Origin of the sequence: Aquamicrobium sp. LC103 (genome assembly GCF_001014615.2) — a bacterium.
GTDB lineage: Bacteria > Pseudomonadota > Alphaproteobacteria > Rhizobiales > Rhizobiaceae > LBCQ02.
Map to the genome: position 1 here is coordinate 577,004 of NZ_LBCQ02000001.1, position 22,245 is coordinate 599,248.

Annotated in this window: 24 protein-coding genes and 1 tRNA gene; 16 read left to right on the forward strand and 9 right to left on the reverse strand. The window is 66.7% G+C overall.

The features are described 5' to 3' along the window. Window positions 1–17: 17 nt before the first annotated feature. The 6 genes from tesB (at window position 18) to XW59_RS02870 (ending at window position 7,485) form a co-directional block, all read left to right on the forward strand. Window positions 18–893, forward strand: a complete 876-nt coding sequence (gene tesB, locus XW59_RS02845; protein WP_137326969.1) for an acyl-CoA thioesterase II — start codon at window positions 18–20, stop codon at window positions 891–893. A gap of 224 nt (window positions 894–1,117) precedes the next feature. Next, complete coding sequence (locus XW59_RS02850; protein ID WP_047145564.1) at window positions 1,118–1,456, forward strand: P-II family nitrogen regulator; 339 nt, start codon at window positions 1,118–1,120, stop codon at window positions 1,454–1,456. 28 nt (window positions 1,457–1,484) lie between these two features. Continuing rightward, window positions 1,485–2,831, forward strand: a complete 1,347-nt coding sequence (locus XW59_RS02855; RefSeq protein ID WP_047145695.1) for an ammonium transporter — start codon at window positions 1,485–1,487, stop codon at window positions 2,829–2,831. A gap of 221 nt (window positions 2,832–3,052) precedes the next feature. Continuing rightward, window positions 3,053–5,680: a DNA translocase FtsK gene (locus XW59_RS02860; RefSeq protein ID WP_047145565.1), complete on the forward strand. Its 2,628-nt coding sequence runs from the start codon at window positions 3,053–3,055 to the stop codon at window positions 5,678–5,680. Window positions 5,681–5,838: 158 nt separating this feature from the next. Beyond that, window positions 5,839–6,549, forward strand: a complete 711-nt coding sequence (locus XW59_RS02865; protein ID WP_082137572.1) for an outer membrane lipoprotein carrier protein LolA — start codon at window positions 5,839–5,841, stop codon at window positions 6,547–6,549. 129 nt (window positions 6,550–6,678) lie between these two features. Continuing rightward, window positions 6,679–7,485 (forward strand): exodeoxyribonuclease III, encoded by an 807-nt coding sequence (locus tag XW59_RS02870; protein WP_047145566.1) that lies wholly within the window; start codon window positions 6,679–6,681, stop codon window positions 7,483–7,485. A 3-nt stretch (window positions 7,486–7,488) separates the two neighbouring features. On the opposite strand, the gene XW59_RS02875 is transcribed toward XW59_RS02870, so the two are convergent. Together XW59_RS02875 and XW59_RS02880 are read right to left on the reverse strand one after the other, a co-directional pair. Next, window positions 7,489–7,944, reverse strand: coding sequence for a cyclic nucleotide-binding domain-containing protein (locus XW59_RS02875; protein ID WP_047145567.1), 456 nt, complete (start codon window positions 7,942–7,944; stop codon window positions 7,489–7,491). 58 nt (window positions 7,945–8,002) lie between these two features. Then, a complete protein-coding gene (locus XW59_RS02880) occupies window positions 8,003–8,686 on the reverse strand; it encodes a response regulator transcription factor (protein ID WP_047145568.1) in 684 nt (227 codons plus the stop codon). 152 nt (window positions 8,687–8,838) lie between these two features. Between XW59_RS02880 and XW59_RS02885 the strand changes: the two genes are divergently transcribed. Next, on the forward strand, window positions 8,839–9,357 hold the full coding sequence (locus tag XW59_RS02885; protein WP_047145697.1) for a L,D-transpeptidase family protein: 519 nt from the start codon (window positions 8,839–8,841) through the stop codon (window positions 9,355–9,357). A 60-nt stretch (window positions 9,358–9,417) separates the two neighbouring features. Here XW59_RS02885 and XW59_RS02890 read toward each other — a convergent pair whose 3' ends face one another. The 5 genes from XW59_RS02890 to tsaD are packed head-to-tail and all read right to left on the reverse strand — an operon-like array spanning window position 9,418 to window position 12,896. Then, window positions 9,418–10,077: a methyltransferase gene (locus tag XW59_RS02890; protein WP_047145569.1), complete on the reverse strand. Its 660-nt coding sequence runs from the start codon at window positions 10,075–10,077 to the stop codon at window positions 9,418–9,420. Then, window positions 10,074–10,502 carry an EVE domain-containing protein gene (locus XW59_RS02895; protein ID WP_047145570.1) on the reverse strand — a complete coding sequence of 143 codons (429 nt, stop codon included), beginning with the start codon at window positions 10,500–10,502 and terminating at the stop codon, window positions 10,074–10,076. The genes XW59_RS02890 and XW59_RS02895 overlap by 4 nt, the downstream gene beginning before the upstream one ends. Further along, on the reverse strand, window positions 10,502–10,798 hold the full coding sequence (locus tag XW59_RS02900) for a YciI-like protein (protein WP_047145571.1): 297 nt from the start codon (window positions 10,796–10,798) through the stop codon (window positions 10,502–10,504). Before XW59_RS02900 ends, XW59_RS02895 begins: the two co-directional genes overlap by 1 nt. Beyond that, window positions 10,795–11,814: an NAD(P)H-dependent glycerol-3-phosphate dehydrogenase gene (locus XW59_RS02905; RefSeq protein WP_047145572.1), complete on the reverse strand. Its 1,020-nt coding sequence runs from the start codon at window positions 11,812–11,814 to the stop codon at window positions 10,795–10,797. Before XW59_RS02905 ends, XW59_RS02900 begins: the two co-directional genes overlap by 4 nt. After that, window positions 11,811–12,896: a tRNA (adenosine(37)-N6)-threonylcarbamoyltransferase complex transferase subunit TsaD gene (gene tsaD, locus XW59_RS02910; RefSeq protein ID WP_047145698.1), complete on the reverse strand. Its 1,086-nt coding sequence runs from the start codon at window positions 12,894–12,896 to the stop codon at window positions 11,811–11,813. The genes XW59_RS02905 and tsaD overlap by 4 nt, the downstream gene beginning before the upstream one ends. A 113-nt stretch (window positions 12,897–13,009) precedes the next feature. On the opposite strand from tsaD, the gene hemC reads away from it, so the two are divergent. The 6 genes from hemC (at window position 13,010) to XW59_RS02940 (ending at window position 19,231) form a co-directional block, all read left to right on the forward strand. Then, window positions 13,010–13,939 carry a hydroxymethylbilane synthase gene (hemC, locus tag XW59_RS02915; RefSeq protein WP_047145573.1) on the forward strand — a complete coding sequence of 310 codons (930 nt, stop codon included), beginning with the start codon at window positions 13,010–13,012 and terminating at the stop codon, window positions 13,937–13,939. Next, window positions 13,930–14,655 (forward strand): uroporphyrinogen-III synthase, encoded by a 726-nt coding sequence (locus tag XW59_RS02920; protein ID WP_047145574.1) that lies wholly within the window; start codon window positions 13,930–13,932, stop codon window positions 14,653–14,655. Before hemC ends, XW59_RS02920 begins: the two co-directional genes overlap by 10 nt. 110 nt (window positions 14,656–14,765) lie before the next feature. Next, window positions 14,766–16,265, forward strand: a complete 1,500-nt coding sequence (locus tag XW59_RS02925; protein WP_047145575.1) for a hypothetical protein — start codon at window positions 14,766–14,768, stop codon at window positions 16,263–16,265. Between the two features lie 15 nt (window positions 16,266–16,280). Further along, window positions 16,281–17,951 carry a heme biosynthesis protein HemY gene (locus tag XW59_RS02930; protein ID WP_047145576.1) on the forward strand — a complete coding sequence of 557 codons (1,671 nt, stop codon included), beginning with the start codon at window positions 16,281–16,283 and terminating at the stop codon, window positions 17,949–17,951. An 88-nt stretch (window positions 17,952–18,039) separates the two neighbouring features. Further along, window positions 18,040–18,513, forward strand: a complete 474-nt coding sequence (locus tag XW59_RS02935; RefSeq protein WP_047145577.1) for a TerB family tellurite resistance protein — start codon at window positions 18,040–18,042, stop codon at window positions 18,511–18,513. A gap of 7 nt (window positions 18,514–18,520) precedes the next feature. Next, window positions 18,521–19,231, forward strand: coding sequence for a glutamine amidotransferase (locus XW59_RS02940; RefSeq protein ID WP_047145699.1), 711 nt, complete (start codon window positions 18,521–18,523; stop codon window positions 19,229–19,231). Window positions 19,232–19,241: 10 nt separating this feature from the next. On the opposite strand, the gene XW59_RS02945 is transcribed toward XW59_RS02940, so the two are convergent. Next, window positions 19,242–20,477 (reverse strand): MFS transporter, encoded by a 1,236-nt coding sequence (locus tag XW59_RS02945; protein ID WP_047145578.1) that lies wholly within the window; start codon window positions 20,475–20,477, stop codon window positions 19,242–19,244. Between the two features lie 228 nt (window positions 20,478–20,705). Then, window positions 20,706–20,781: transfer RNA gene (locus tag XW59_RS02950), tRNA-Ala, on the reverse strand. Between the two features lie 200 nt (window positions 20,782–20,981). Here XW59_RS02950 and XW59_RS02955 point away from each other — a divergent pair. The 3 genes from XW59_RS02955 to XW59_RS02965 are packed head-to-tail and all read left to right on the forward strand — an operon-like array spanning window position 20,982 to window position 22,237. Further along, window positions 20,982–21,272: a YggT family protein gene (locus XW59_RS02955; protein WP_047145579.1), complete on the forward strand. Its 291-nt coding sequence runs from the start codon at window positions 20,982–20,984 to the stop codon at window positions 21,270–21,272. Between the two features lie 4 nt (window positions 21,273–21,276). Further along, a complete protein-coding gene (locus XW59_RS02960) occupies window positions 21,277–21,609 on the forward strand; it encodes a DUF167 family protein (protein ID WP_047145580.1) in 333 nt (110 codons plus the stop codon). A gap of 28 nt (window positions 21,610–21,637) precedes the next feature. Continuing rightward, complete coding sequence (locus tag XW59_RS02965) at window positions 21,638–22,237, forward strand: hypothetical protein (RefSeq protein WP_047145581.1); 600 nt, start codon at window positions 21,638–21,640, stop codon at window positions 22,235–22,237. Window positions 22,238–22,245 lie beyond the last annotated feature (8 nt).

Here is a 22,245-nt window from a genome sequence, read left to right on the forward strand (position 1 = left end):
CCGAGGAAAACCGCCACATGTCACAGGCCATGCAGGAGCTTCTCGCCATACTCGACCTGGAGAGGCTCGAACACAACCTGTATCGTGGTCGCAGCCCGCAATCCGGCTGGCAGCGCGTGTTCGGCGGGCAGGTGATCGGCCAGGCGCTGATCGCCGCGCAGCGCACGGTCGCCGCCGACAGGCACGTGCATTCGCTGCATTGCTATTTCATGCGGCCGGGCGATCCGACCGTCCCCATCGTCTACGAGGTCGACCGGCTGCGCGACGGCGGCTCCTTCACCACGCGGCGGGTGACCGCGATCCAGCACGGCCACGCGATCTTCTCGCTCGAATCCTCCTTCCAGCTCGACGAAGAGGGGTTGGACCACCAATTGCCGATGCCGCTGAACGTGCCGCCGCCGGAGGAACTGAAGACCCAGTTCGAGCTCCTGGAGGAGACCGGCCACGAGGTTCCGGATTCCGTGCGACGCTTCTGGGCGCGCGAGCGGCCGCTGGAGATCAAGCCGGTCAATCTGGAGCACTACACCACGCGCGCGAAGCTGCCGCCCTATCAGAACGTATGGGTGCGCATCACCGGCAAGGCGCCGGACGAGCGGCCGCTGCAGAGCGCGATACTCGCCTATCTCTCCGACATGACCCTGCTCGATACCTCGACCTTCGCGCATGGCCGCACCGGCTTCGACCCGGACCTGCAGATGGCGAGCCTGGACCACGCCATGTGGTTCCACCGCCAGACCGGGCTCGACGATTGGCTGCTCTACACGCAGGACAGTCCGAACGCGATCGGCTCGCGCGGGTTCTCCCGCGGGTTCCTCTATTCGCGCGACGGCACCCTGATCGCCTCCACCGCGCAGGAGGGGCTGGTTCGCGTGCGGACGAAGCCTTCTAAATAGGCAATTTTCAAAATTTGCTTGTTTTTTACGCATATCGGCTGACGCCCGTGCGGCGGCGGCCGTGGGCGAAACGATGATTTTCCAGCAATTATAACTTCTTAAGCCGCGTGCGGAGCAATTGGCACGCGGCTTGAATCACACTTTGCGCTCATCGGCTGTCCTGGGGGAAGGCCGGCGATGTCACCGAAAACGCGGGGACCCGCATCAGCAAAGGGTGAAACCTTATGAAAATCGTGATGGCAATCATCAAGCCGTTCAAGCTGGACGAGGTGCGCGAAGCGCTCACCGCCGTCGGCATCCAGGGCCTGACCGTCACCGAAGTCAAAGGCTACGGGCGTCAGAAGGGGCATACCGAAATCTACCGCGGCGCGGAGTACGCCGTCAGCTTCCTGCCGAAAGTGAAGATCGAGGTCGCGGTGGCGCCAGACATGGTCGACAAGGCCGTCGAAGCGATCTCCAACGCCGCCAAGACCGGGCAGATCGGCGACGGAAAGATATTCGTCTTTTCCATCGAGCAGGCGGTTCGCATCCGCACGGGCGAAACCGACACCGACGCGCTTTGAGCCGCAGATTCGATTTATGGAGATTGCAATGAACCTACCTACGTCCTTCAAGCCCGCGCGGGTCGGCCTTCTGGCCTCACTCGCCATGGGCGCCTTCGGAACGCTCGCAGCCTTCGCCCAGGAAGCCGCGGAGGAGGCGCCCGAGGCGGCCGCCTCCGCGCTCGACACCGGCGACACCGCCTGGATGCTGGTCTCGACCATCCTCGTCCTGTTCATGATCCTGCCGGGCCTTGCCCTCTTCTATGGCGGCCTCGTCCGCGCCAAGAACATCCTCTCCGTGCTGATGCAGTGCACGATGATCACCGCCGTGGTGATCGTGGTGTGGGTGCTGTGGGGATATTCCTTCGCCTTCGGCGGCAGCGAGAGCGCCTTCTGGGGCGGCTTCGGTAAGCTCTTCCTCTCCGGCGTGACGCCTGACTCGGAATCGGGCAGCATTCCCGAACTGGTCTTCATCTGCTTCCAGATGACCTTCGCCTGCATCACGCCCGCCCTCATCGTCGGCGCCTTCGCCGAGCGCGTGAAGTTCGGCGCCGTGGTGCTGTTTACCATCCTGTGGGTCACCTTCGTCTACTTCCCGATCGCCCACATGGCGTGGGACGCCAACGGCCTGTTCTTCGGCTGGGGCGCGATGGACTTCGCCGGCGGCACCGTCGTCCACATCAATTCCGGCATCGCCGCCCTCGTCGGCGCGATCATGATCGGCAAGCGCACCGGCTACGGCAAGGACAACATGGCTCCGCACTCGCTGCCGCTCACCCTGATCGGCGCGTCGATCCTGTTCGTCGGCTGGTTCGGCTTCAACGCCGGCTCGGCGCTCTCGGCCAGCGGCGGCGCGGCTCTCGCCATGATCAACACCTTCACGGCGACCGCCGGCGCGATCATCGGCTGGGTGGCCGTCGAGAAGATGGCGCGCGGCAAGGCCTCGATGCTGGGCGGCGCCTCCGGCATCGTCGCGGGCCTCGTCGCGGTGACGCCGGCGGCGGGCTTCGTCGGTCCGGTCGCCGCGATCTTCCTCGGCCTCGTCGCCGGCGTGGTCTGCTACTACTTCGTGGCGATCGTGAAGGCGAAGGTCGGCTATGACGACGCGCTCGACGTCTTCGGCATCCACGGCGTGGGCGGCATCGTCGGCGCCATCGGCACCGGCTTCCTCGCCTCCACCTCCTTCGGCGGCGTCGGCTACGAGGAGGGCGTCACCATGGGCGGGCAGGTCTGGACCCAGATCATCGCCGTGCTGGTGACGATCGTGTGGTGCGGCGTCATCAGCGCCATCCTCTACAAGGTGGTCGACCTGATCATCGGCCTGCGTCCGGCGGTGGAAGACGAGGCGCAGGGCCTCGACATCACCTCGCACGGCGAAGTGGCCTATCATTCGTGATCATGCGGCGGGGCGGCTCGTCCGCCCCGCGCGACAAATCCCGTCGTGACGGTTGTTCTCGGCCGTCACACTTTGAGGCCCGGCTCCGTCCGGGCCTCTTTTTTTCCGGCGTGCTCCGCGATCCGCCATGGTTAATGCCGTCTTAACCTTCCCGTCGCTAGGGTGGGCGTAAATCCACGCGCACCGTTCGGCTGCGCGACCACAGGCAACGGATAAGACGCATGCGTTCGGGAATGACCGCCCAAATGGCAATCGGCGACACGGGATACGGCATCAAGGGCTTCCTGCACCGGCAGTTGACGCGCGTGATCGGCCTCGCGGTCTTCGCGCTGGTCGCGTTCTGCCTGGCGAGCCTCGGTACCTGGAACGTGGCCGATCCCAGCTTCAGCTTCGCCACCGACAATCCGGTGACCAATGCGATGGGCTATCCCGGCGCGGTCTTCGCCGACCTCGCCATGCAGTTCTTCGGCCTTTCCTCCGTGCTCGCGCTCGTGCCGGCGCTGGCCTGGGGCTTCTGGCTGGTGAGCGCGCGCGGCATCGACCGCATGCCGACGCGTGCCGTCGCATGGTTTGCCGGCTCGGTGCTGGCCGCCGGGCTCGTCGGCTGCGTCGGCGCGCCGCCGACATGGCCGCTGCCGTCGGGTCTCGGAGGCGTGTTCGGCGACCTGACCCTGAACATCCCCTCCTGGCTTGCCGGAGGCTATCCGTCCGGTGCCGCCGCCGTGCTCACCGCGCTTGTCCTGGCCGGGCCGGCCATGTGGCTCCTGCTTTTCGGTTCCGGCGCGATCTCGCGGCCCGCCCCCGCTCCCGACAAGCCGGTCAAGATGCCGGTCAAGCGCCGTGCCGTGCGCGAGGAGGAAGTGTACGAGGAGGAAGACGACGAGGAGGAGGACGATCGCGGCGGCGGCATGCTGGCGATCGGCGCCGTCGTCCACTGGTGGCTTTCCGTCCGTGCGTTCCTGCGCCGCAAGCTCTCCTTCGCCGCGCCCGTGATGGCCCGCGTCCGCTCGCGGCCGGAAGAGGACGACGACGAATTCGCCGATTTCGCGCCGTCGCCGCGCCGCGCCGCGCCGCGTGTCGAACCTGGCTTCGGCGCGCCTTCGATGCCCGAGATCGATCCGCCGTTCGACATGGACGACGACGGATATGACGATTTCGACGACGATACGATCATCCGCCCGACCTCAGCGCGCGCCGCGCCTGCCGGCCAGCCGCAGGTCCAGAATTTCCGTTCGCCGACGCCGGCGCGCGTCGAGAATCCGGCGCCGCGCCCGCAACCCGGCGCGCGCGTCCAGCGCGAGGCGCAGACCTCCTTCATCGGCTCCGGCGATTTCGAAATGCCGTCGCTGCATTTCCTGTCGGAGCCGAAGAACGTCGCGCGCGATCCGTCGCTGTCGAAGGACGCGCTCGAACAGAACGCGCGGCTTCTGGAAGGCGTGCTGGAGGATTTCGGCGTCAAGGGCGAGATCATCCACGTTCGTCCCGGCCCGGTCGTCACGCTCTACGAGCTGGAGCCTGCGCCCGGCATCAAGTCGTCGCGCGTCATCGGCCTCGCCGACGACATCGCCCGCTCGATGAGCTCGATCGCCTGCCGCGTCGCCGTCGTGCCGGGCAGGAACGCCATCGGCATCGAACTGCCGAACTCGAAGCGCGAGACCGTCTATCTGCGCGAAATCCTGGCCAGCAAGGATTTCGAGGTGACCAAGGCCAGGCTGGCGCTGGCGCTCGGCAAGACCATCAATGGCGAGGCGGTTATCGCCGATATCGCCAAGATGCCGCACGTGCTGGTGGCCGGCACCACCGGCTCGGGCAAGTCGGTGGCGATCAACACCATGATCCTGTCGATCCTCTACCGGATGACGCCGGAACAGTGCCGACTGATCATGATCGACCCGAAGATGCTGGAGCTTTCCGTCTATGACGGCATCCCGCATCTGCTGACCCCCGTCGTAACAGATCCCAAGAAGGCCGTCGTCGCGCTCAAATGGACGGTGCGCGAGATGGAGGACCGCTATCGCAAGATGTCCAAGGTGGGCGTGCGCAACATCGACGGCTTCAACCAGCGCGTCGGCGCGGCGCAGAAGAAGGGCGAGCGGATCAGCCGCACCGTGCAGACCGGCTTCGACCGCGAGACCGGCGAGGCGATCTACGAGACGGAGGATCTCGACCTCGAGCCGATGCCCTACATCGTCGTCATCATCGACGAGATGGCCGACCTGATGATGGTCGCCGGCAAGGACATCGAGGGCGCGGTGCAGCGTCTCGCGCAGATGGCGCGCGCGGCCGGCATCCACGTCATCATGGCGACGCAGCGGCCTTCGGTCGACGTGATCACCGGCACGATCAAGGCGAACTTCCCGACCCGCATTTCCTTCCAGGTGACCTCCAAGATCGACAGCCGCACCATTCTCGGCGAGCAGGGCGCCGAACAGCTGCTCGGCATGGGCGACATGCTCTACATGGCCGGCGGCGGGCGCATCCAGCGCGTTCACGGTCCCTTCGTCTCCGACGAGGAGGTGGAAAAGGTCGTCGCGCATCTCAAGCTGCAGGGCGTGCCGGAATATCTCGACGCCATCACTGAGGACGACGAGGACGACGAGGACGGCGGATCGAGGGGCGGCGGCTCCGGCGGCGGTTTCGAGGATTCCGAGGATCCCTACGACCAGGCGGTGGCGGTGGTGCTGCGCGACGGCAAGGCATCGACGAGCTACATCCAGCGGCGCCTCGGCATCGGCTACAACCGTGCTGCCTCGATCATCGAGCGCATGGAGCAGGAGGGCATCGTCGGCCCGGCGAATCACGCCGGCAAGCGCGAAATCCTCGTGCCGACCGAAGACGACAAGTTTTAAGCCGGCGCGCATTTTTCGCGGAGCCCGCGTGAAACCAATTGCCTGCGAAACCGTTGCTTTGCGGCGATATGCGAACGACGCGGAGAGCAGAGCCGAGCCCAATTTCGGCCCAACTGAACGCCTATCTGACCGGCTTACCGTCAAGGAGCAGAGTTGCCATGGACAAGAAGCGGATCGAAGGAAAGACGAAGCCCGGCGCCCGGACCGAAAGGTCGGGGATCACGCGGCGCGGCTTTCTCGGCGCAACCGCCGCCTTTGCCGCCCTCGCCGCGGCCGGCAATGTCCATAAGCCGTTCTCCTTCCTCGGCGAGGCGCAGGCGCAGGCCGACGTCGCGCAGCGCATCGCCCAGCATTTCTCGAGCGTCAAGACGATGATGGGCGAGTTCGTCCAGTTCGGTCCGCGCGGCGAGCAGACCGGCGGAAAGTTCTATATCCAGCGGCCGGGCAAGATCCGCTTCAACTACGAGGCCCCGTCGACCTTCAAGGTCACCTCCGACGGGCGCTCGGTGGTCCTGGAGAACACCAGGCTGAAGACCGCGGACGTCTACCCGCTGGCGCAGACGCCGCTCAAGCTGCTGCTCGACGAGAGGATCGATCTTTCGGGCAACAAGGTGCGCGGCGTGAAGCAGGAGAACGACCTCACCACGATCCAGCTTGCCGACAGGTCGATGTTCGGTAACGCCACCATCACCATGATGTTCGACCCGAAATCCTACGATCTGCGCCAGTGGACGATCACCGACGCTCAAGGCAAGGAAACGACGGTCATGATCTTCAACGTCCAGCAGGGCGTCACTTTCGATCCCTCCGTCTTCAGGATCGACGAAAGCAACATCAACCACTGGAACCGGCAGCAGCAGGGGCGCTGAGCCGGGGCCTTGGCAGGCTTATCTGTGGAATAACCCCTGAGCCGCCGATGCGACCCATCGGCGGCTTGTGTTTATGCGGCGGGGCTGGCAGTTTTCGCGGCGTTTCAAACCGGATGCCGGAAAATTCCCATGCCGTTCTCGATCGCGACCTGGAACATCAACTCCGTGCGGCTGCGCATGCCGCTGGTCGAGCGGTTCCTCGCCGAACACCAACCGGACGTTCTGTGCCTGCAGGAGACCAAGTGCCCGGACGATCTGTTTCCGAGCGCCGCCTTCCGCAAGGCCGGTTACGAGCATGTCGCCATAAGCGGGCAGAAGGGCTATCACGGCGTCGCGACCGTGGCGCGCAGGCCGATCGAGATCGTCGAGAAGCGCGAGTTCTGCAAGATGGGCGACTGCCGGCATATCTCTGTCCATGTCGAGGCGGGCGGGCGGCGCATCCTGGTGCATAATTTCTACGTTCCGGCGGGCGGCGACGAGCCCGATCCGGCGATCAATCCGAAATTCCGCCACAAGCTCGACTTTGTCGCGGAAATGCACGAGGTGCGCGCGCTGCAGGATGACGGCTATTCCTCGATCCTGGTCGGCGACCTCAACATCGCGCCGCTGGAGGAGGACGTCTGGTCACACAAGCAGCTGCTCAACGTGGTCAGCCATACGCCGGTCGAGACCGAGGGACTGGAGGGCATGCGCCGCGGCGGCAACTGGGTCGACCTCATGCGCCAGCACACACCGCCGCCGGAGAAGATCTACACCTGGTGGAGCTATCGTGCCCGCGACTGGGAGCTCTCCGATCGCGGCCGGCGGCTCGACCATATCTGGTCGTCGCCCAATCTTTCCGGCAACCTGGCCGGCCTCGAGGTGCTGCGGGCGGCGCGTGGCTGGGATCGCCCGTCCGACCATGTACCGGTCATCGCCAGTTTCGATCTCGACTGAAAATCAGGACGAGAAGCGCGGGCCGACCCGCTCTATCCGCTCGAGGAGGTCCTGAAGCTCGGCGGTGATGCGGCTGTGCAAATGCGCCGCCAGTTCGGGATATTCCTCGAGGATGCGCCGGAACAGGGTACGGTTGAGGCGCACGACCTCGACATCGGCCTCCGCCGCCGCGCTCGTCAGCCGCTTGGTCTCGGTGATCAGCGCCAGCTCGCCGAGGATCGCGCCGGGACCGAGGCGCGCCAGGACCGTCTGCCCGCCATTGATCTCGCGGTAGAGGACGACCTGGCCGCTCGCCACCACATAGGCGCAATCGGCGGGGGCATCCTCGGCGTAGATCTCGCGTCCGACGGAGAAGCGCATGGTTTCGGCGCCGAAGGCGAGGAGACGCAACTGTTCCGCTGTCAGGTCGGCAAACAGACCCACCCCGGACAATATGCGAATGTCGTCGTCAAGCGCCAATTGGATGTCCCTGTTTGCGCGCCCCCCTTTCGGTTCTTCGACCGCAGGGGGGATTCAGTCAAGGGACGAGCTTGTATCCGCCGCTTTCTGTCACAAGAATCTCGGCATTGGAGGGATCGCGTTCGATTTTCTGGCGCAAACGATAGACATGGGTTTCCAGCGTATGGGTCGTGACGCCGGAATTGTACCCCCACACCTCCTCCAGAAGAACGTCCCGGGTCACCACCTTCTGATCGGCCCGGTAGAGATATTTGATGATGGAGGCTTCCTTCTCGGTCAGCCGAACCTTGCCGCCGCGCTGGTCGGTGAGAAGCTTCTGACTGGGCTTGAAGACATAGGGCCCGACCTGGAAGGTCGCGTCCTCGCTCTGCTCGTGCTGGCGGAGCTGGGCGCGGATGCGGGCAAGCAGCACGGCGAAGCGGAAGGGCTTGGTGACATAGTCGTTGGCGCCCGCCTCCAGGCCGAGGATCGTGTCCGAATCGGTGTCCTGTCCCGTCAGCATGATGATCGGCGCCTTGAAGCCGCCCTTGCGCAGGAGCTTGACCGCTTCGCGACCGTCCATGTCGGGCAGGCCGACATCCATGATGAGGAGATCGACGATGCCGGCACGCGCCGTCTGCACGCCCTTGGTGGCGGTTTCTTCCTGCAGAACCTCGAATTCTTCGCAGAGCGCCAGTTGCTCTGCGAGAGTCTCGCGCAAATCTGCGTCGTCGTCGACGATGAGGATGGTGCGTGACGTCATGTTCTACCCGTTTGTTGGCAATACGCAGAGGACCGGAATCGGTTTATACGAATGCTGACAGCAAAAAAGAAACTCACGGTGATTTGTTCCACGTGCGATCTTATCCCAAAAATCATGAGCGGAATTGGGCAGATGAAAAAAGAAAGGCCCCTATAGTTAATCTCACGGTCCGCGCGCGGCCGGGAAAACGCTGCGAGGGCATCCTGCAATGGGGTCATCTCGCATTTCCGTGCGCGCTGGGGCGTGGCGGCATCAGCGCGTTCAAGCGCGAGGGCGACGGGGCGACGCCGCTGTCGCGCATGCGGCTGCTGAACGGCTATTTCCGCAAAGGCCGCATAGCCGGCTTGCGCTCCAGCCTGGCCATGGCGCCGATCGGTGATCGGGACGGCTGGTGCGACGCGGCCGGCGACCGCAACTACAACAGGCCGGTGTCGCTTCCCTATCCGGCAAGCCATGAGCGCATGCTTCGCGCCGACCGGCTCTACGACTGCTGCATCGTTCTCGACCACAACATCCGTCCGCGCCGGCGCGGCATGGGCAGCGCGATCTTCTTCCACATCGCCAAGGACGGATTCCCGCCGACGGAGGGCTGCGTGGCCGTCGCGCCGGGCACGATGGCGCGACTGTTGCCGAGGCTGTCGCGGAAGACGATATTGCGGGTGGCGAGGTGACTTCGCGAAAATTACGGGGAAGTCAGGCTTTGCGATGGTGCAAAGCAGCCACGGGTCCCCTCACGCCAGCCGCCACACCGTCGTCTTCTTGACCTCCGCGTCCTCGAGCGCGCGGGTGACCGCGACCTCGTAGGTCGCCAGCGGCTCCAGCCCGGATTTCGGCAGATAGGCGCGGCCGGGATCGCCCACCAGCACCGTCGCGCCGCGGGCGTGCAAATCGGCGAACCAGGGCAGGAGCCGTTCGGCGAAGGCGCGGTCGTAGAAGACGTCGCCGGCCAGCACCACGTCCCAGCCTTCGTCGCCGCCGACGAGGTCGGCGTCGGTGAAGGCAAGGGCGACGTGGTTCGCCGCGGCGTTGAGCCGGATCGCTGCTTCGCAGAACGGGTCGATGTCGGCGGCGGTCACGCCTGCCGCGCCGGCCTTCGCGGCGGCGATGCCGACGAGGCCCGAGCCCGAGGCGAAATCGAGCACGCGCTTTCCCCCGACACTATCGGGATTGTCGAGGATGAAGCGCGCAAGCGCCTGTCCACCGGCCCATGCGAAGGCCCAGAACGGGGGCTGCAGGCCGATTTCCTGCAATTCCTCCTCGGTGCGCCGCCACAGATCGTGTGCTTCGTCCGCGAGGTGAAGCGCGATTTCCGGCACGTGCGGCGGGGCGAGCAGGGCGGTGTTGGCGAGGATGAAATCCTCCGCCTCGCCCGGCCCGAGCCCGCGGGTCACGGCGCGGGAACCAGCCCGCCCATGCGGCAGACCTCCACCCACTCCTCGGGGGAGACCGGCTGGACCGAAAGACGGGAATTGTTGACGAGCACCATCCCGGAAAGCCTAGGATTGGCCTTGATCTCCTCGAGCGTGACCGGCCGCGGCACGTCCTTCACGGCGCGGATGTCGACGCATTCCCAGCGCGGGTCGTCGGTTGTCGTGTCGTGATGGGCGAGCTTGCAGACCTCGACGATGCCGACGACCTCGAGACCCTCGTTGGAATGATAGAAGAAGCCGAGATCGCCGAGCTGCATGGCGCGCATGTTGTTGCGCGCCTGATAGTTGCGTACCCCGTCCCATTGCTCGCCGGTTTCGCCCTTGGCCTTCTGCATCTCCCAGGACCATTTGAAGGGTTCGGATTTGAACAGCCAGTAGGCAGCCATCACTTCGCCTCGGGATTCTTGAAGACCCAGTTCCAGGCGCTGATCTCGACGGCCTCGAACAGGCCGGCCCTGGCGTAGGGATCCTCGGCCGCGATCTTCTCGGCCGCGGCGCGGTCCTCCGCCTCGACGGCGACGAGGCTGCCGGTGGGCTTGCCCTCGGCATCCAGGAAGGGGCCCGCGAATTTCAGCTTGCCGGCGGCGTCGAGCCCGTTGAGATAGTCGACATGGGCCGGGCGGTTCGAAAGGCGAACCTCCAGATGTCCGGGCTTGTCCCGGCAGATCAGCGTGAAGATCATCCTCGTTTCTCCGTCTTGGTTGCTTCGTTGGCCGTTTCGCTCTTCAGCGGGCGCGACATCAGCGCGGCAACCGCGCCGGCGATCGTCGTCCTGCCTGAGAGAATGTCGTCCACCGCCTCGATGATCGGCGCCTCGATGCCGCGCTCGCGGGCGATGGCGGCGGCGATGCCGGCGGTGGCGACGCCTTCGGCCAAGGGGCGGCCGACAAGACTTTCACCACGCCCCAGCGCCACCCCGTAGGCGAAATTGCGCGATTGGGCGGAGCCGCAGGTGAGCACGAGGTCGCCGAGGCCGGAAAGGCCCATCAGCGTTTCCGGCTCGGCCCCGAACGCCATGCCGACGCGGCGCAGCTCGACGAAGCCGCGGGTGACGAGCGCGGCCTGCGCGCTCGCGCCGAGGCCCGCCCCGGAGACAGCGCCAGCCGCGATGGCAAGCACGTTCTTCAGCGCGCCGCCGATCTCCACGCCGACGAGATCGGTCGTGGAGTAGCAGCGGAAATGCGGCGCCGTCAGCAGGCCGGCGAGTTCCGCCGCGCGCGCGTGATCCTCGCAGGCGACGGTGACGGCGGTCGGCAGGCCGCGCACCACGTCGGTGGCGAAGCTCGGGCCGGAAAGCGCGGCGATCAGCGCGCGAGGCAGCATTTCGGCGGCGATCTCTGAAAGCAGCTTGCCGGTGGCGCGCTCGATGCCCTTGGCGCACAGCACCAGCGGCGTGCCGGGCGCAAGCCTGCCGTCGAGAGCGGTGAAGAGTTCGCGCATGGTCTGCGCCGGCACCACGGCGAGCACGCAATCGGCGCGGCCGAGCGCCTCGTCCATGTCGCCGGTGGCCGAAAAGCCTTCGTCCAGGGTGATGCCGGGCAGGTAACGCGGGTTCTCGCGGCGCGTGTTGATCGCCGTTACCGTTGCCTCGTCCCGCGCCCAGATGGTGGCTTCGCGGCCTGCCCTCCGCATGGTCGCGGCGAGCGCCGTGCCCCACGCACCGCCGCCCAGAACGGCTATCTTCCGCTTGGCGGTCATGCCTTGGCTCCACGTTTTCCCGAACCGATGATGGGCGTAGCGCCCGAATCGAGCGGCCAGCGCGAGCGCGGCGCCATCTCCATCGCGTCCGCGCCGGCCAGCCCGGCGCGAAGCCGCTCTATTCCCGCCCAGGCGATCATCGCCGCATTGTCGGTGCACAGTTCCAGGGGCGGCGCGACGAGACGCATGCCGTGTCCGTGACACAGGCTTTCCAGCGTCGCGCGGATCGCCTTGTTGGCCGCGACACCGCCCGCCACCACGAGGGCCGGCGCGGCGAGGCCGGGACAGGTCTCGCGAAAGCGTGCGAGGCTGCGCCCGACGCGTTCCTCCAGCGTCTCCGTGATCGCCCGCTGGAAGGAGGCGCAGATGTCGGCGACGTCCTCTTCCGACAAGGGCGCGATCGCGGTCGCAGCCTGACGCACGGCCGTCTTGAGCCCGGAGAAGGAAAAGTCCGGCCGTGCCTCGCCTTTCAGGGGACGCGGGAAGTCGAAGCGCGCGGCGTTGCCCTTCGCAGCCTGCCGCTCGACGTTCGGGCCGCCCGGATAAGGCAGTCCGAGCAGCTTGGCCGTCTTGTCGAAGGCCTCGCCGAGCGCGTCGTCGATCGTCGAGGCCCAGCGTTCGTAGTCGCCGACGCCCCGCACGAGGAGGATCTGCGTGTGGCCGCCGGAAACGAGCAGCAGCAGGTATGGGAAGGCGAGGCCGTCGGTCAGCCGCGCGGTGAGCGCGTGACCCTCCAGGTGATTCACCGCGATCAGCTCCTTGCCGCCCGCCGCGGCGAGCGCCTTGGCGGTCATCAGCCCGACGATCAGCCCGCCGATGAGGCCGGGGCCGGCCGTCGCCGCCACGCCGTCGACCTCGCCGAGGCTCGTTCCGCTTTCCTCGAGTGCCGCCGCGATCACGCCGTCCAGCGCCTCGACATGCGCCCGCGCGGCGATCTCCGGCACCACGCCGCCGAAGGCCGCATGCTCCTCGATCTGGCTGAGCACCACGTTGGAGAGGATTTCCGGGCGGCCGCCGTCGAAAGCGACGACGGAAGCCGCCGTTTCGTCACAACTCGTTTCTATGCCAAGCACGCGGATCATGCCGCCCGATCCAATCCTGAGGGCGGCCATGTTGCCCGACCGCACTTTCCCCGGTAGGTAGGCCGGGGCCGATTACCAATGTCGGCCGGGAACTATCACGGACCAAGCCGCTCATGCAAACAGATGTCTTGAAGATCGGAACGCGAGGCAGCGCGCTGGCGCTGGCGCAGGCATCGGAGACGCGCGCGCGGCTGATGGCGGCGCACGGTATGGCCGAGGAAGCCTTCGAGATCGTCGTGATCTCGACGAGCGGCGACCGCATCCAGGACCGGCCGCTTTCGGAAGCCGGCGGCAAGGGACTCTTCACCAAGGAGCTGGAAGAGGCGCTGTTCGACGGCCGGATCGACATCGCCGTCCATTCGTCGAAGGACATGCCCACGGTGCTGCCGGACGGGCTGGAGCTGTCCGTTTTCCTCGAGCGCGAGGACGTGCGTGACGCCTTCATCGGCCGCGCCAGCGCGAAGCTCGCCGACCTGCCGCAGGGCGCCGTCGTCGGATCGTCCTCGCTGCGGCGCCAGGCGCTCATCCGCCGGCTGCGGCCGGACATCAAGGTGGTGACCTTCCGCGGCAACGTCCAGACGCGGCTCAGGAAGCTGGAGAATGGCGAGGTCGAGGGCACGCTGCTCGCTCATGCCGGGCTGAAGCGGCTGGCACTCGGCCACGTCATCACCGAATTGCTGCCGGTCGAGCTCTTTCCGCCGGCGCCGGGCCAGGGCGCAATCTGCGTCGAGAGCCGCATCGGCGACGACAGGGTGAAGGCGGTGCTGGATCCGATCGGCCATCTGGCGACGGCGCAGGCGCTCGCCTGCGAGCGGGCCTTTCTCGCCGCGCTCGATGGTTCCTGCCGCACGCCGATCGCCGGCCATGCCGTCGTGGAGGGCGAACGTCTCGCCTTTCGCGGCATGATCCTCACGCCGGACGGGCGCGAGGTCCACGAGATCGAGGCGGAAGGGCCTGTCGCCGATGCGGCGAGGCTCGGCGCGGATGCCGGCGCGCGGGTGCGCGACAAGGCCGGCCCCGGATTCTTCGACGGATGGTCGTGAGGCGCATCCTCGTCACGCGCCCCGAGCCCGGCGCAAGCGCGACGGCAAGCCGGCTCGCGGCCGAGGGTTTTCAGCCGGTGAAGCTGCCGCTGACGGAAATCCGTTCCGTGCCGGTTTCCGGCTTGCCCGACGCCGACATGTTCGATGCGGTGGTGGCGACCAGCGGCAACGCGCTGCGTCATGCGCCGCCGCAACTGCTCGCCAGCCTTTCCGGCAAGCCGCTCTTCGCCGTCGGCGAACGGACGGGCGATCTGGCGCGCGACGCGGGGTTTTCCCGCGTGACGGCGGCCGCTGGCGACGCGGTGAGCCTCGTGGCCACGATCCGCGACACGCTGCCCCTCACCTCCCGCCTCGCCTATCTCGCCGGTCGCTTGCGGACGCCGGGTTTCGAGGACAAGCTTGCCTCCCTCGGCTTCGCGCTGGAACTGATCGAAACCTACGACGCGCCGCCCGTGGACTATGACGACGGCGAGCTTGAAGCCGCGCTGGGCGGCGAGCCGTTCTTCGCGGCATTGGTCTATTCCACGCGCGGCGGCGAATTGCTGGCGGAACTTGCCCGCCGCGAACCCGTTGAAAGCCTGCTGGAGAATGCGTTGTTCTTCTGCATTTCGAGCCGGTCGGCCGAAGCCGTGAGGGAGATCGCGTCGGAGCGGATTCGCGTGAGCGCGGAACCGTCGGAGGAAAGCTTGATGGGACTAATCGGCGCAGAAGGATGAGCATTCGTCCAAAGTCATCCCTTTTAAGCGCGCAAGCATGTTATTAGATCAGGCCGACATTCCGATCGGCGTTGACGATCCGACTTTCTCGAACAAAGGGAGCCCCCGGCATGGTCAAGCCGCCCAGAACGCGTCATTCGAAGACCAGCAAGGAACCGGTGACGATAGACCTGGCGCCCGGTGAGGTCTCGCGGGTGAAGGCCGCGGCGGAAAAGGCGGATGCAGCGAAGGGCGCCGCGCCGGAGCAATCTCCAGGCGTGTCGACGGCAGGACCGGGCAATGCCGCAGAAAAGATCCCCGCGGCAGCGTCCTCCACGGCCAAGACCGCCGCAGGCGCCGCCGGTTCGGCTTCGGCCAAGCCGGCGGAGAAGACGGAAGGTCCGGCGAAGCCCGCCGAGATGCCGGGCACCGCCGGGCAGACGTCATCCGCGAAGGCCGATGCCGCGGCGAGCGCCACCACGAAGGCGGATGCGGCGGGCAGCAAGCCTTTCGTCGGTCGCCAGGAAAGCGCGCAGCCTTCCGACCCAGAGCGAAAGCGCGGCGGGCTCGGCAGGCTTGCGGCGGGCCTCGTCGGCGGCATCGCCGCACTTGCGCTGGCGGCGGGGCTGCAGGTCGCCGGCCTCATTCCGGGCGCCGGCCCGGCAAGCGACGATGACGATGCGGCGATTCAGTCGCTGGAGGCGGATATCGGAGAGCTGCGCCGCTCTTTGGCCGAAATCGGCGAGCGACAGGCATCACCAGACCCGCAGCTCGGCAATCGCGTCGCCGGCGCCGAGGAGCGCATCGCCGCCCTGTCATCGGAGGTGGAGAAGCTTTCCTCCGACATTGCCGGTCTCGGTACTGCGCCGCGCGTGCAAGGAGATACGGCGCTTCCGGTCGATCTCGGTCCGCTCGAGGAGCGCATCGCCTCGCTGGAAACCGGGCTCTCCAATGTCGACCGCTCGGGCGCGCCCCAGGAGATGCTTTCGGCGATGGACGAGCAGGTTTCCACGCTGCGGCAGGAAATCCAGACCGCGCGAGAAGCGCAGTCGGCTGTCGCCGGCAGACTCGACACGCTGGAAAGCGATCTTGCCGGTCTCACCGGACGTGTCGACGAGCAGGCGGAAAAGCCTGGAACGGCGCTGGTGATTTCCGCCTCCGCGCTGAAGGCGGCGATCGACCGAGGCTCGCCGTTCACGACCGAGCTGGAGACCTATGCGACGCTCGCGCCGGAAGCGCCACAGGTGGCCGAGCTCAGGAACCTTGCCGCCGCGGGCGTGCCGACGCGCGCCGACATCGCCGCGGAAGCCGGCGCGGCCGCCAATGCGATGATCGCCGCCGTGCGACCCGTCGATCCCGACGCCGGCATCGTCGACCGGCTCTGGACGAGCGCGCAAGGGCTGGTCTCCGTGCGCCCGGTCGGCGTGGTCGAGGGTGGGGGCGTGCCGGAGATCGCCGCCCGCGTCGAGGCGGCGGTGAAGGCCGAGGATTACGCCCGCGCGATCCAGGAGTTCGAAAGCCTGCCTGACAATGCCAAGGCGGCGGGCAACGCCTTCATCGAGAAGGTACGCGCGCGTCACGCGGCAGATCAGCTCGTCGACGAGGCGGTCGCCGCCGCGCTCAAGGGCTGAGATTGGGAGAACCAGATGCTGCGTATCCTCTTCTTCCTTCTCCTCGTCTTCGCCCTCGGCCTCGGCTTTGCCTGGCTCGCCGACCGGCCGGGCGATCTCGTCGTCACCTTCAACGGTTACCAATATGAGGTGACGCTGATGGTCGCGGCGGTGATCGTCACGGCCATCGTGGCGGCGGTGATGATTGCCTGGTGGCTGGTCAAGAGCATTTGGAACAGCCCCTATACGATCTCGCGCTATTTTCGCGTGCGCCGACGCGACCGCGGATACCAGGCGCTGTCGACCGGCATGATCGCCGCCGGCGCCGGCGACGCCGCGCTGGCGCGCAAGAAGAAGAAGGAGGCGATGAAGCTGATCAGCGCCGATCAGGAGCCGCTGATCCATCTCCTCGACGCGCAGGCGTCGCTGCTCGAGGGCGACCATGAGGCGGCGCGGCGGAAATTCGAGGCGATGCTCGACGATCCGGAAATGCGTCTCCTCGGCCTGCGCGGGCTCTATCTCGAAGCGGAACGCCACGGCGATCGCGTCGCCGCCCGGCACTATGCCGCGCGGGCGGCGGAAGCCGCGCCGCAGCTCGGCTGGGCCGCCAACGCGACGCTGGAGGAAAAGACGCAGGACGGCGACTGGGACGAGGCATTGCGCATCGTCGACGCGCAGAAATCGACGCGCCAGATCGAGCCGGCATCGGCCAACCGCAAGAAGGCCGTGCTTCTGACGGCGAAGGCGATGTCGATGCTCGACGCCGATCCCGCCGGCGCGAAGAACGCGGCGCTGGAGGCCAACCGGCTGGCGCCCGACCTCGTCCCTACCGCGCTCGTCGCCGCGAAGGCGCTGTTCCGATTGGCCGACACCCGCAAGGGCGCCAAGATACTGGAGGCGGCATGGAAGAAGGAGCCGCATCCGGAGGTCGCCGAGGTCTATGTCCATGCGCGGCCGGGCGATTCCACCCACGACCGGCTTACGCGGGCGAAGAAGCTGCAGTCGCTGCGCCAGAACAATGTCGAATCCTCGCTTGCGGTCGCGCGCGCCGCGCTCGACGCGGGCGAGTTCCGGCTGGCGCGGGCGGAGGCGGAAGCTTCGATCCGGCTCGGACCGCGCGAAAGCGCCTATCTGCTCCTCGCCGATATCGAGGAGGCCGAAACGGGCGACCAGGGCAAGGTGCGGCAATGGCTCGGCAAGGCGATGCGCGCGCCGCGCGACCCGGCCTGGGTGGCCGACGGCTTCGCCTCGAAGAAATGGGCGCCGGCCTCGCCCGCGACGGGCAGGCTCGATGCCTTCGAGTGGCGCGCGCCCGTGGAGCAGCTTGCCCCGGTCGTCGAGCAGGAGGAGAGGCCCGCCGCCGACGAGCCGAGGCAGATCGTTCCGGTGCCTGTGCCGTTTGCGCCGCCCCGCCGCGAGGAAGAGATCGAGGAAGCGGCGATCGATGCGCCGAAGCCGGCCGAAAAGACGGAAGCCCCCCGGCCGGCGGAGGAGGCTTCCGCGGCGAAGCCGGCCGAGCCGGTGAAGAAGCCGGAGCCCTCCGGCGAGCAGCGTGCCCCGGCAAGCGTCGCTCCGGCGCCCGTGCTCGATGCCGAGCCGCCCGAGGAGGAAGGCGAACGCGTGTCGCCGATCCGCCTGCCGGACGATCCCGGTGTCGAGCCGGAGGAGGCCGAGGAGAGCGAGGCGCGCCGCTTCCGGTTGTTTTAGACGGAGCATCCGCGCTAAATAGGAATGGTTCACCGATCCGGCCGGGACGGCAAAATGGCGTCCGGCGTTCTCGACAGGCAACGCTCACATGCTTGAAAGACTGATGTCCTTCCTCAAGGAACTGCCCGGCGTGGGCGATGCGGACCAAGTGCCGGGCGCGGACGATCCGCGGGTAGCGGCGGCGGCGCTGATGTTCCATGTCATCGACGCGGACGGGGTTCGCGAGGACGCGGAGCGCAAGAAGCTGCGCCAGGTGCTGGCGGACGCCTATTCGGTCAGCGGAAGCGAGCTCGAGGGCATCATCACGGCCGCTGAAAAGGCGGAGCGGGAGGCGGTCGATCTCTTCGCCTTCACAAGCGTGCTCAACCGCCAGCTCGACGGGAACGCGAAGATCGAGTTCATCGGTATCCTGTGGGAAATGGTCTATGCCGATGGCGAAAGCCACGAACTTGAGGACAATATCGTCTGGCGCGTGGCCGAGCTGATCGGCGTCTCGCCGCGCGACCGCGTGCTGATGCGCCAGAAGGTACGCGGCGACGCCGCAGGTGACGGAGACGACTGACGGAAAGATGACGCAGCCGTACAAGGGACAGATACTGGTCGTGCTCCATCAGGAGCATTCGAGCCCCGGCCGGGTCGGCCAGCTTCTCGTCCAGCACGGTTACCATCTGGACATCCGTCGCCCGCCGCTGGGCGATGCCCTGCCGGATACGCTGGAGGAGCATCGGGGCGCCGTGGTGTTCGGCGGACCGATGAGCGCCAACGATCGGGAGGAATATGTTCGCCGCGAGACCGACTGGCTCGCCGTGCCGCTCAGGGAGGACAAGCCGTTCCTCGGCATCTGCCTGGGCGCGCAGATGCTGGTCAATCATCTCGGCGGCAAGGTCGAGGGCCATGGCGAGGGACTGGTCGAGATCGGCTGGTATCCGCTGCAGGCGACGGAGGAAGGCCACGCGCTGATGGAATGGCCGGACATGGTCTACCAGTTCCATCGCGAGGGCTTTTCGCTGCCCTCGGGCGCGACGCTGCTCGCCAGCGCCGAGACCTATCCGAATCAGGCTTTCCGCTACGGCCGCAACGCCTGGGGCATACAGTTCCACGCCGAGCTGACGCGGGTGATGATGCAGCGCTGGGTGGTGCGCGGCGCGCAACGCTTCGTGCTGCCGGGAGCCCAGCCCGGTCGCGATCATCTGAACGGCCGCATGCTCTGGGACATGAAGCTGAAGCGCTGGCTCGAACATTTTCTCGAATTGATCTTCGAGGCGAAGCCGGCGAAGTAGCTCGCCTGCGCTACACCCTGCCGTCGAGCCGTCGCGCCTTGCGCAATTCCGGGAAGAGCCAGGCCCAGAGCGCGGCGATGCCGATCGCGCCGACGCCGCCGAAGACCACCGCCGGCACCGTGCCGATCAGCGCCGCCATGGAGCCGGCGCGGAATTCACCGAGCTCGTTGGACGCGCCGACGAAGACCATGTTGACGGCGTTGACGCGGCCGCGCACGCGGTCGGGCGTCCAGAGCTGGATCAGGGTTTCCCGGATATAGACGCTCACCATGTCGGAGGCGCCGAGGAGCGCGAGCGCCAGGATCGACAGCCAGGGCGCCGTAGACATGCCGAAGGTCGCGGTGAACAGGCCGAAGAAGCCGACGAAGACGAACATGATGATGCCGGCATGGTCGCGGATCGGGTGGCCGGCGAGCCAGAAGGCGACCGCCAGCGCGCCGATGCCGGGCGCCGCGCGCAGCAGGCCGAGCCCCCAGGGACCGAGCTCGAGAATGTCGCGGGCATAGACCGGCAGCAGCGCGATGGCGCCGCCGAGCAGCACCGCGAAAAGGTCGAGCGAGATGGCGCCGAGCACGATCTTCTCGCTGCGGATATAGGAAAAGCCGGCAAACAGCGTTTGCAGCGAGGGCTTCTCGCTTTCGGTGTGCTGCGCCGGTTTCGGAATGGAGAAGACGAGCACGCCGGCGACCGCCATGAAGACGGCGGCGACGGAATAGGCCGCTTCCGGGGCAAGTCCGTAGAGCAGGCCGCCGGCCACCGGTCCGACGATGGTGGCCGTCTGCCAGGCGGAGGAGTTCCACGCCACGGCGTTGGCGAAATCCTCGGGCGGCACGAGATTGGCGACCAGGGAGGCGGCGGCCGGCCCGAAGAAGGCGCGCGCCACGCCGAAGACGGCGAGCACGACGAAGACCTCGGCAGCCGAGGTCAATCCGCGCAGAGTGAGGACGAGCAGGGCGATCGCGCAAAGCGCCTCGAGCACGGCGGCGAGCCCCATGATGAGACGGCGGCCGAAGCGGTCCGAGGCGACGCCCGTCACCAGGAAGAGAAGCAGCGACGGCGCGAACTGGATCAGCCCGACCAGACCGAGGTCGAAGGGATCGCGCGTCAGATCGTAGATCTGCCAGCCGACCGCGACCGAGACGATCTGGGTGGCGAATGTGGTGAGGAAGCGGGCTGCCCAGAACCGCAGATAGGAAGAGTGGCGAAAGGCGGCGTATCGATCGTCGGAAGCTGCGGAGACGTGCATCTGGGGAGGAATATCCGGAATGTCGAGGCGCCGGTGCAGGCACCCTGACATGCTCTAACCTATTTCATCCTTGCGCGCGCGCTGTTTGAGAGCCTGGCCCAGTGTTTTTCGAGATGGATGCGGGCGTGAGCGCGCATCCAATTCTCGCCGCGGGCGAGTTCTTCGAAAAGGAAGATCGTCAACGAATGCGATGGCGACGAAGACAGACGATGCCGGGAAATAATCCGTTGGTGGAGCTGAGGGGGATCGAACCCCTGACCTCGTCATTGCGAACGACGCGCTCTCCCAGCTGAGCTACAGCCCCGTCCAGCGGATGGGCGGCATTTATGAGCCGAGGGTCGTTCCTGTCAAGCGCCGTTTGAAACGATACCTCATCGAAGTGCCGCATTCGGCCTTGCCGGTGTGGCGCCAGCGCCGCATCATGGACGCGGCCGCGTTGCAATCGGGACTTGCCGCCGTGCGCGCCAATAGCTACATGTCGCGGGGGTTAAAAGGGAGACCGGCATGCTCGCACTCATCCAGACCATCGTGCTCGCGCTCGATCTATTCTGGTGGCTCATCATCGCCTCCGCGATCTTCTCGTGGCTCTATGCGTTCAATGTCGTCAATCCGCGCAACCAGTTCGTCGGCACGATCGGCAACGCACTGTTCCGCATCACCGAGCCGGCCTTGCGGCCGATCAGGCGCTACCTGCCCGATCTCGGCGGCATCGACATCTCCCCGATCATCCTGCTGCTCATCATCTTCTTCATCCGCCAGTTCCTGCTGACCAGCGTCGCGCCCGCCGTCATCTGAGGCGATGGCCGCCGAGACGTTCTTCCGGCGTCGAGAGGACGGAGCGGAGCTCTTCGTCCGCCTGACGCCGAAATCGGCGAAGGAAGGGCTCGAGGGCGTGGAAGGCACGGCCGACGGGAAGTTCCACCTCAGGGCGCGGGTGCGCGCCGTGCCCGAGAAGGGCAAGGCCAATCAGGCGCTCGTCAAACTCGTCTCCAAGCGGCTCGGCGTGCCGGCGGGTGCGATCTCGATCGTTTCCGGCGACACCGCTCGGACGAAGACCCTGCGGATCGTCGGCGATCCGACGGAAATCGAGACGCGGCTGAAAATGCTGGGCCAATCGGGGCGCTCCGGCTAGACTTCGCGCGTTCACAAGGGAGGTCTTCATGCGTGCGAGCCTGATTGCTCTCGTCATCGGTGTCCTGGCTGGTCCGGCCGCGGCCGAGGAGATCGAGAGCGTCTACACCGATCTCGTGCAGGAGGAGCATTGCTCGGTCTTCGCCTCCGCCGAGAACGGCGACGGCGACTGGGTCGACATGGCGTGCGCCGGCTATCGCGGCTACCCGGTCGTCATCCGCTACTCGGATCAGCGCGAATCCGTCTTCTACGGTTTTCCCGCCGACGGCGATGCATCGCTCGTCTGGGAAAGCTTCGACGCCTTCAATGCCAGCGATGCAAAGGTGGAATGGCGCGTCGCGCGCGAAGAGGGAGGCGAAACGCCGTTCGCCACCATCCATCGCTGGTCGGTGAGCGATGCCGACGATCCCGAGGAGACGATCGAGGTTCTGGTGGTCGAGAAGGTCGGCCTGATCGGGGAGGGAGACGGCTGCGCGGTCGCCTATGTCGTCGCGACCGGCAACGAGGGCGCCAACGAACGGGCGCGGCTGATCGCCGACACGCAGGCGCGCGATTTCGCCTGCGGCGACCAGCCGACGATGGAAGGCGGCGAGGTGCCGGTGCCTTCCTTCAGTCGCGGGGATAACTGACGCGGTTT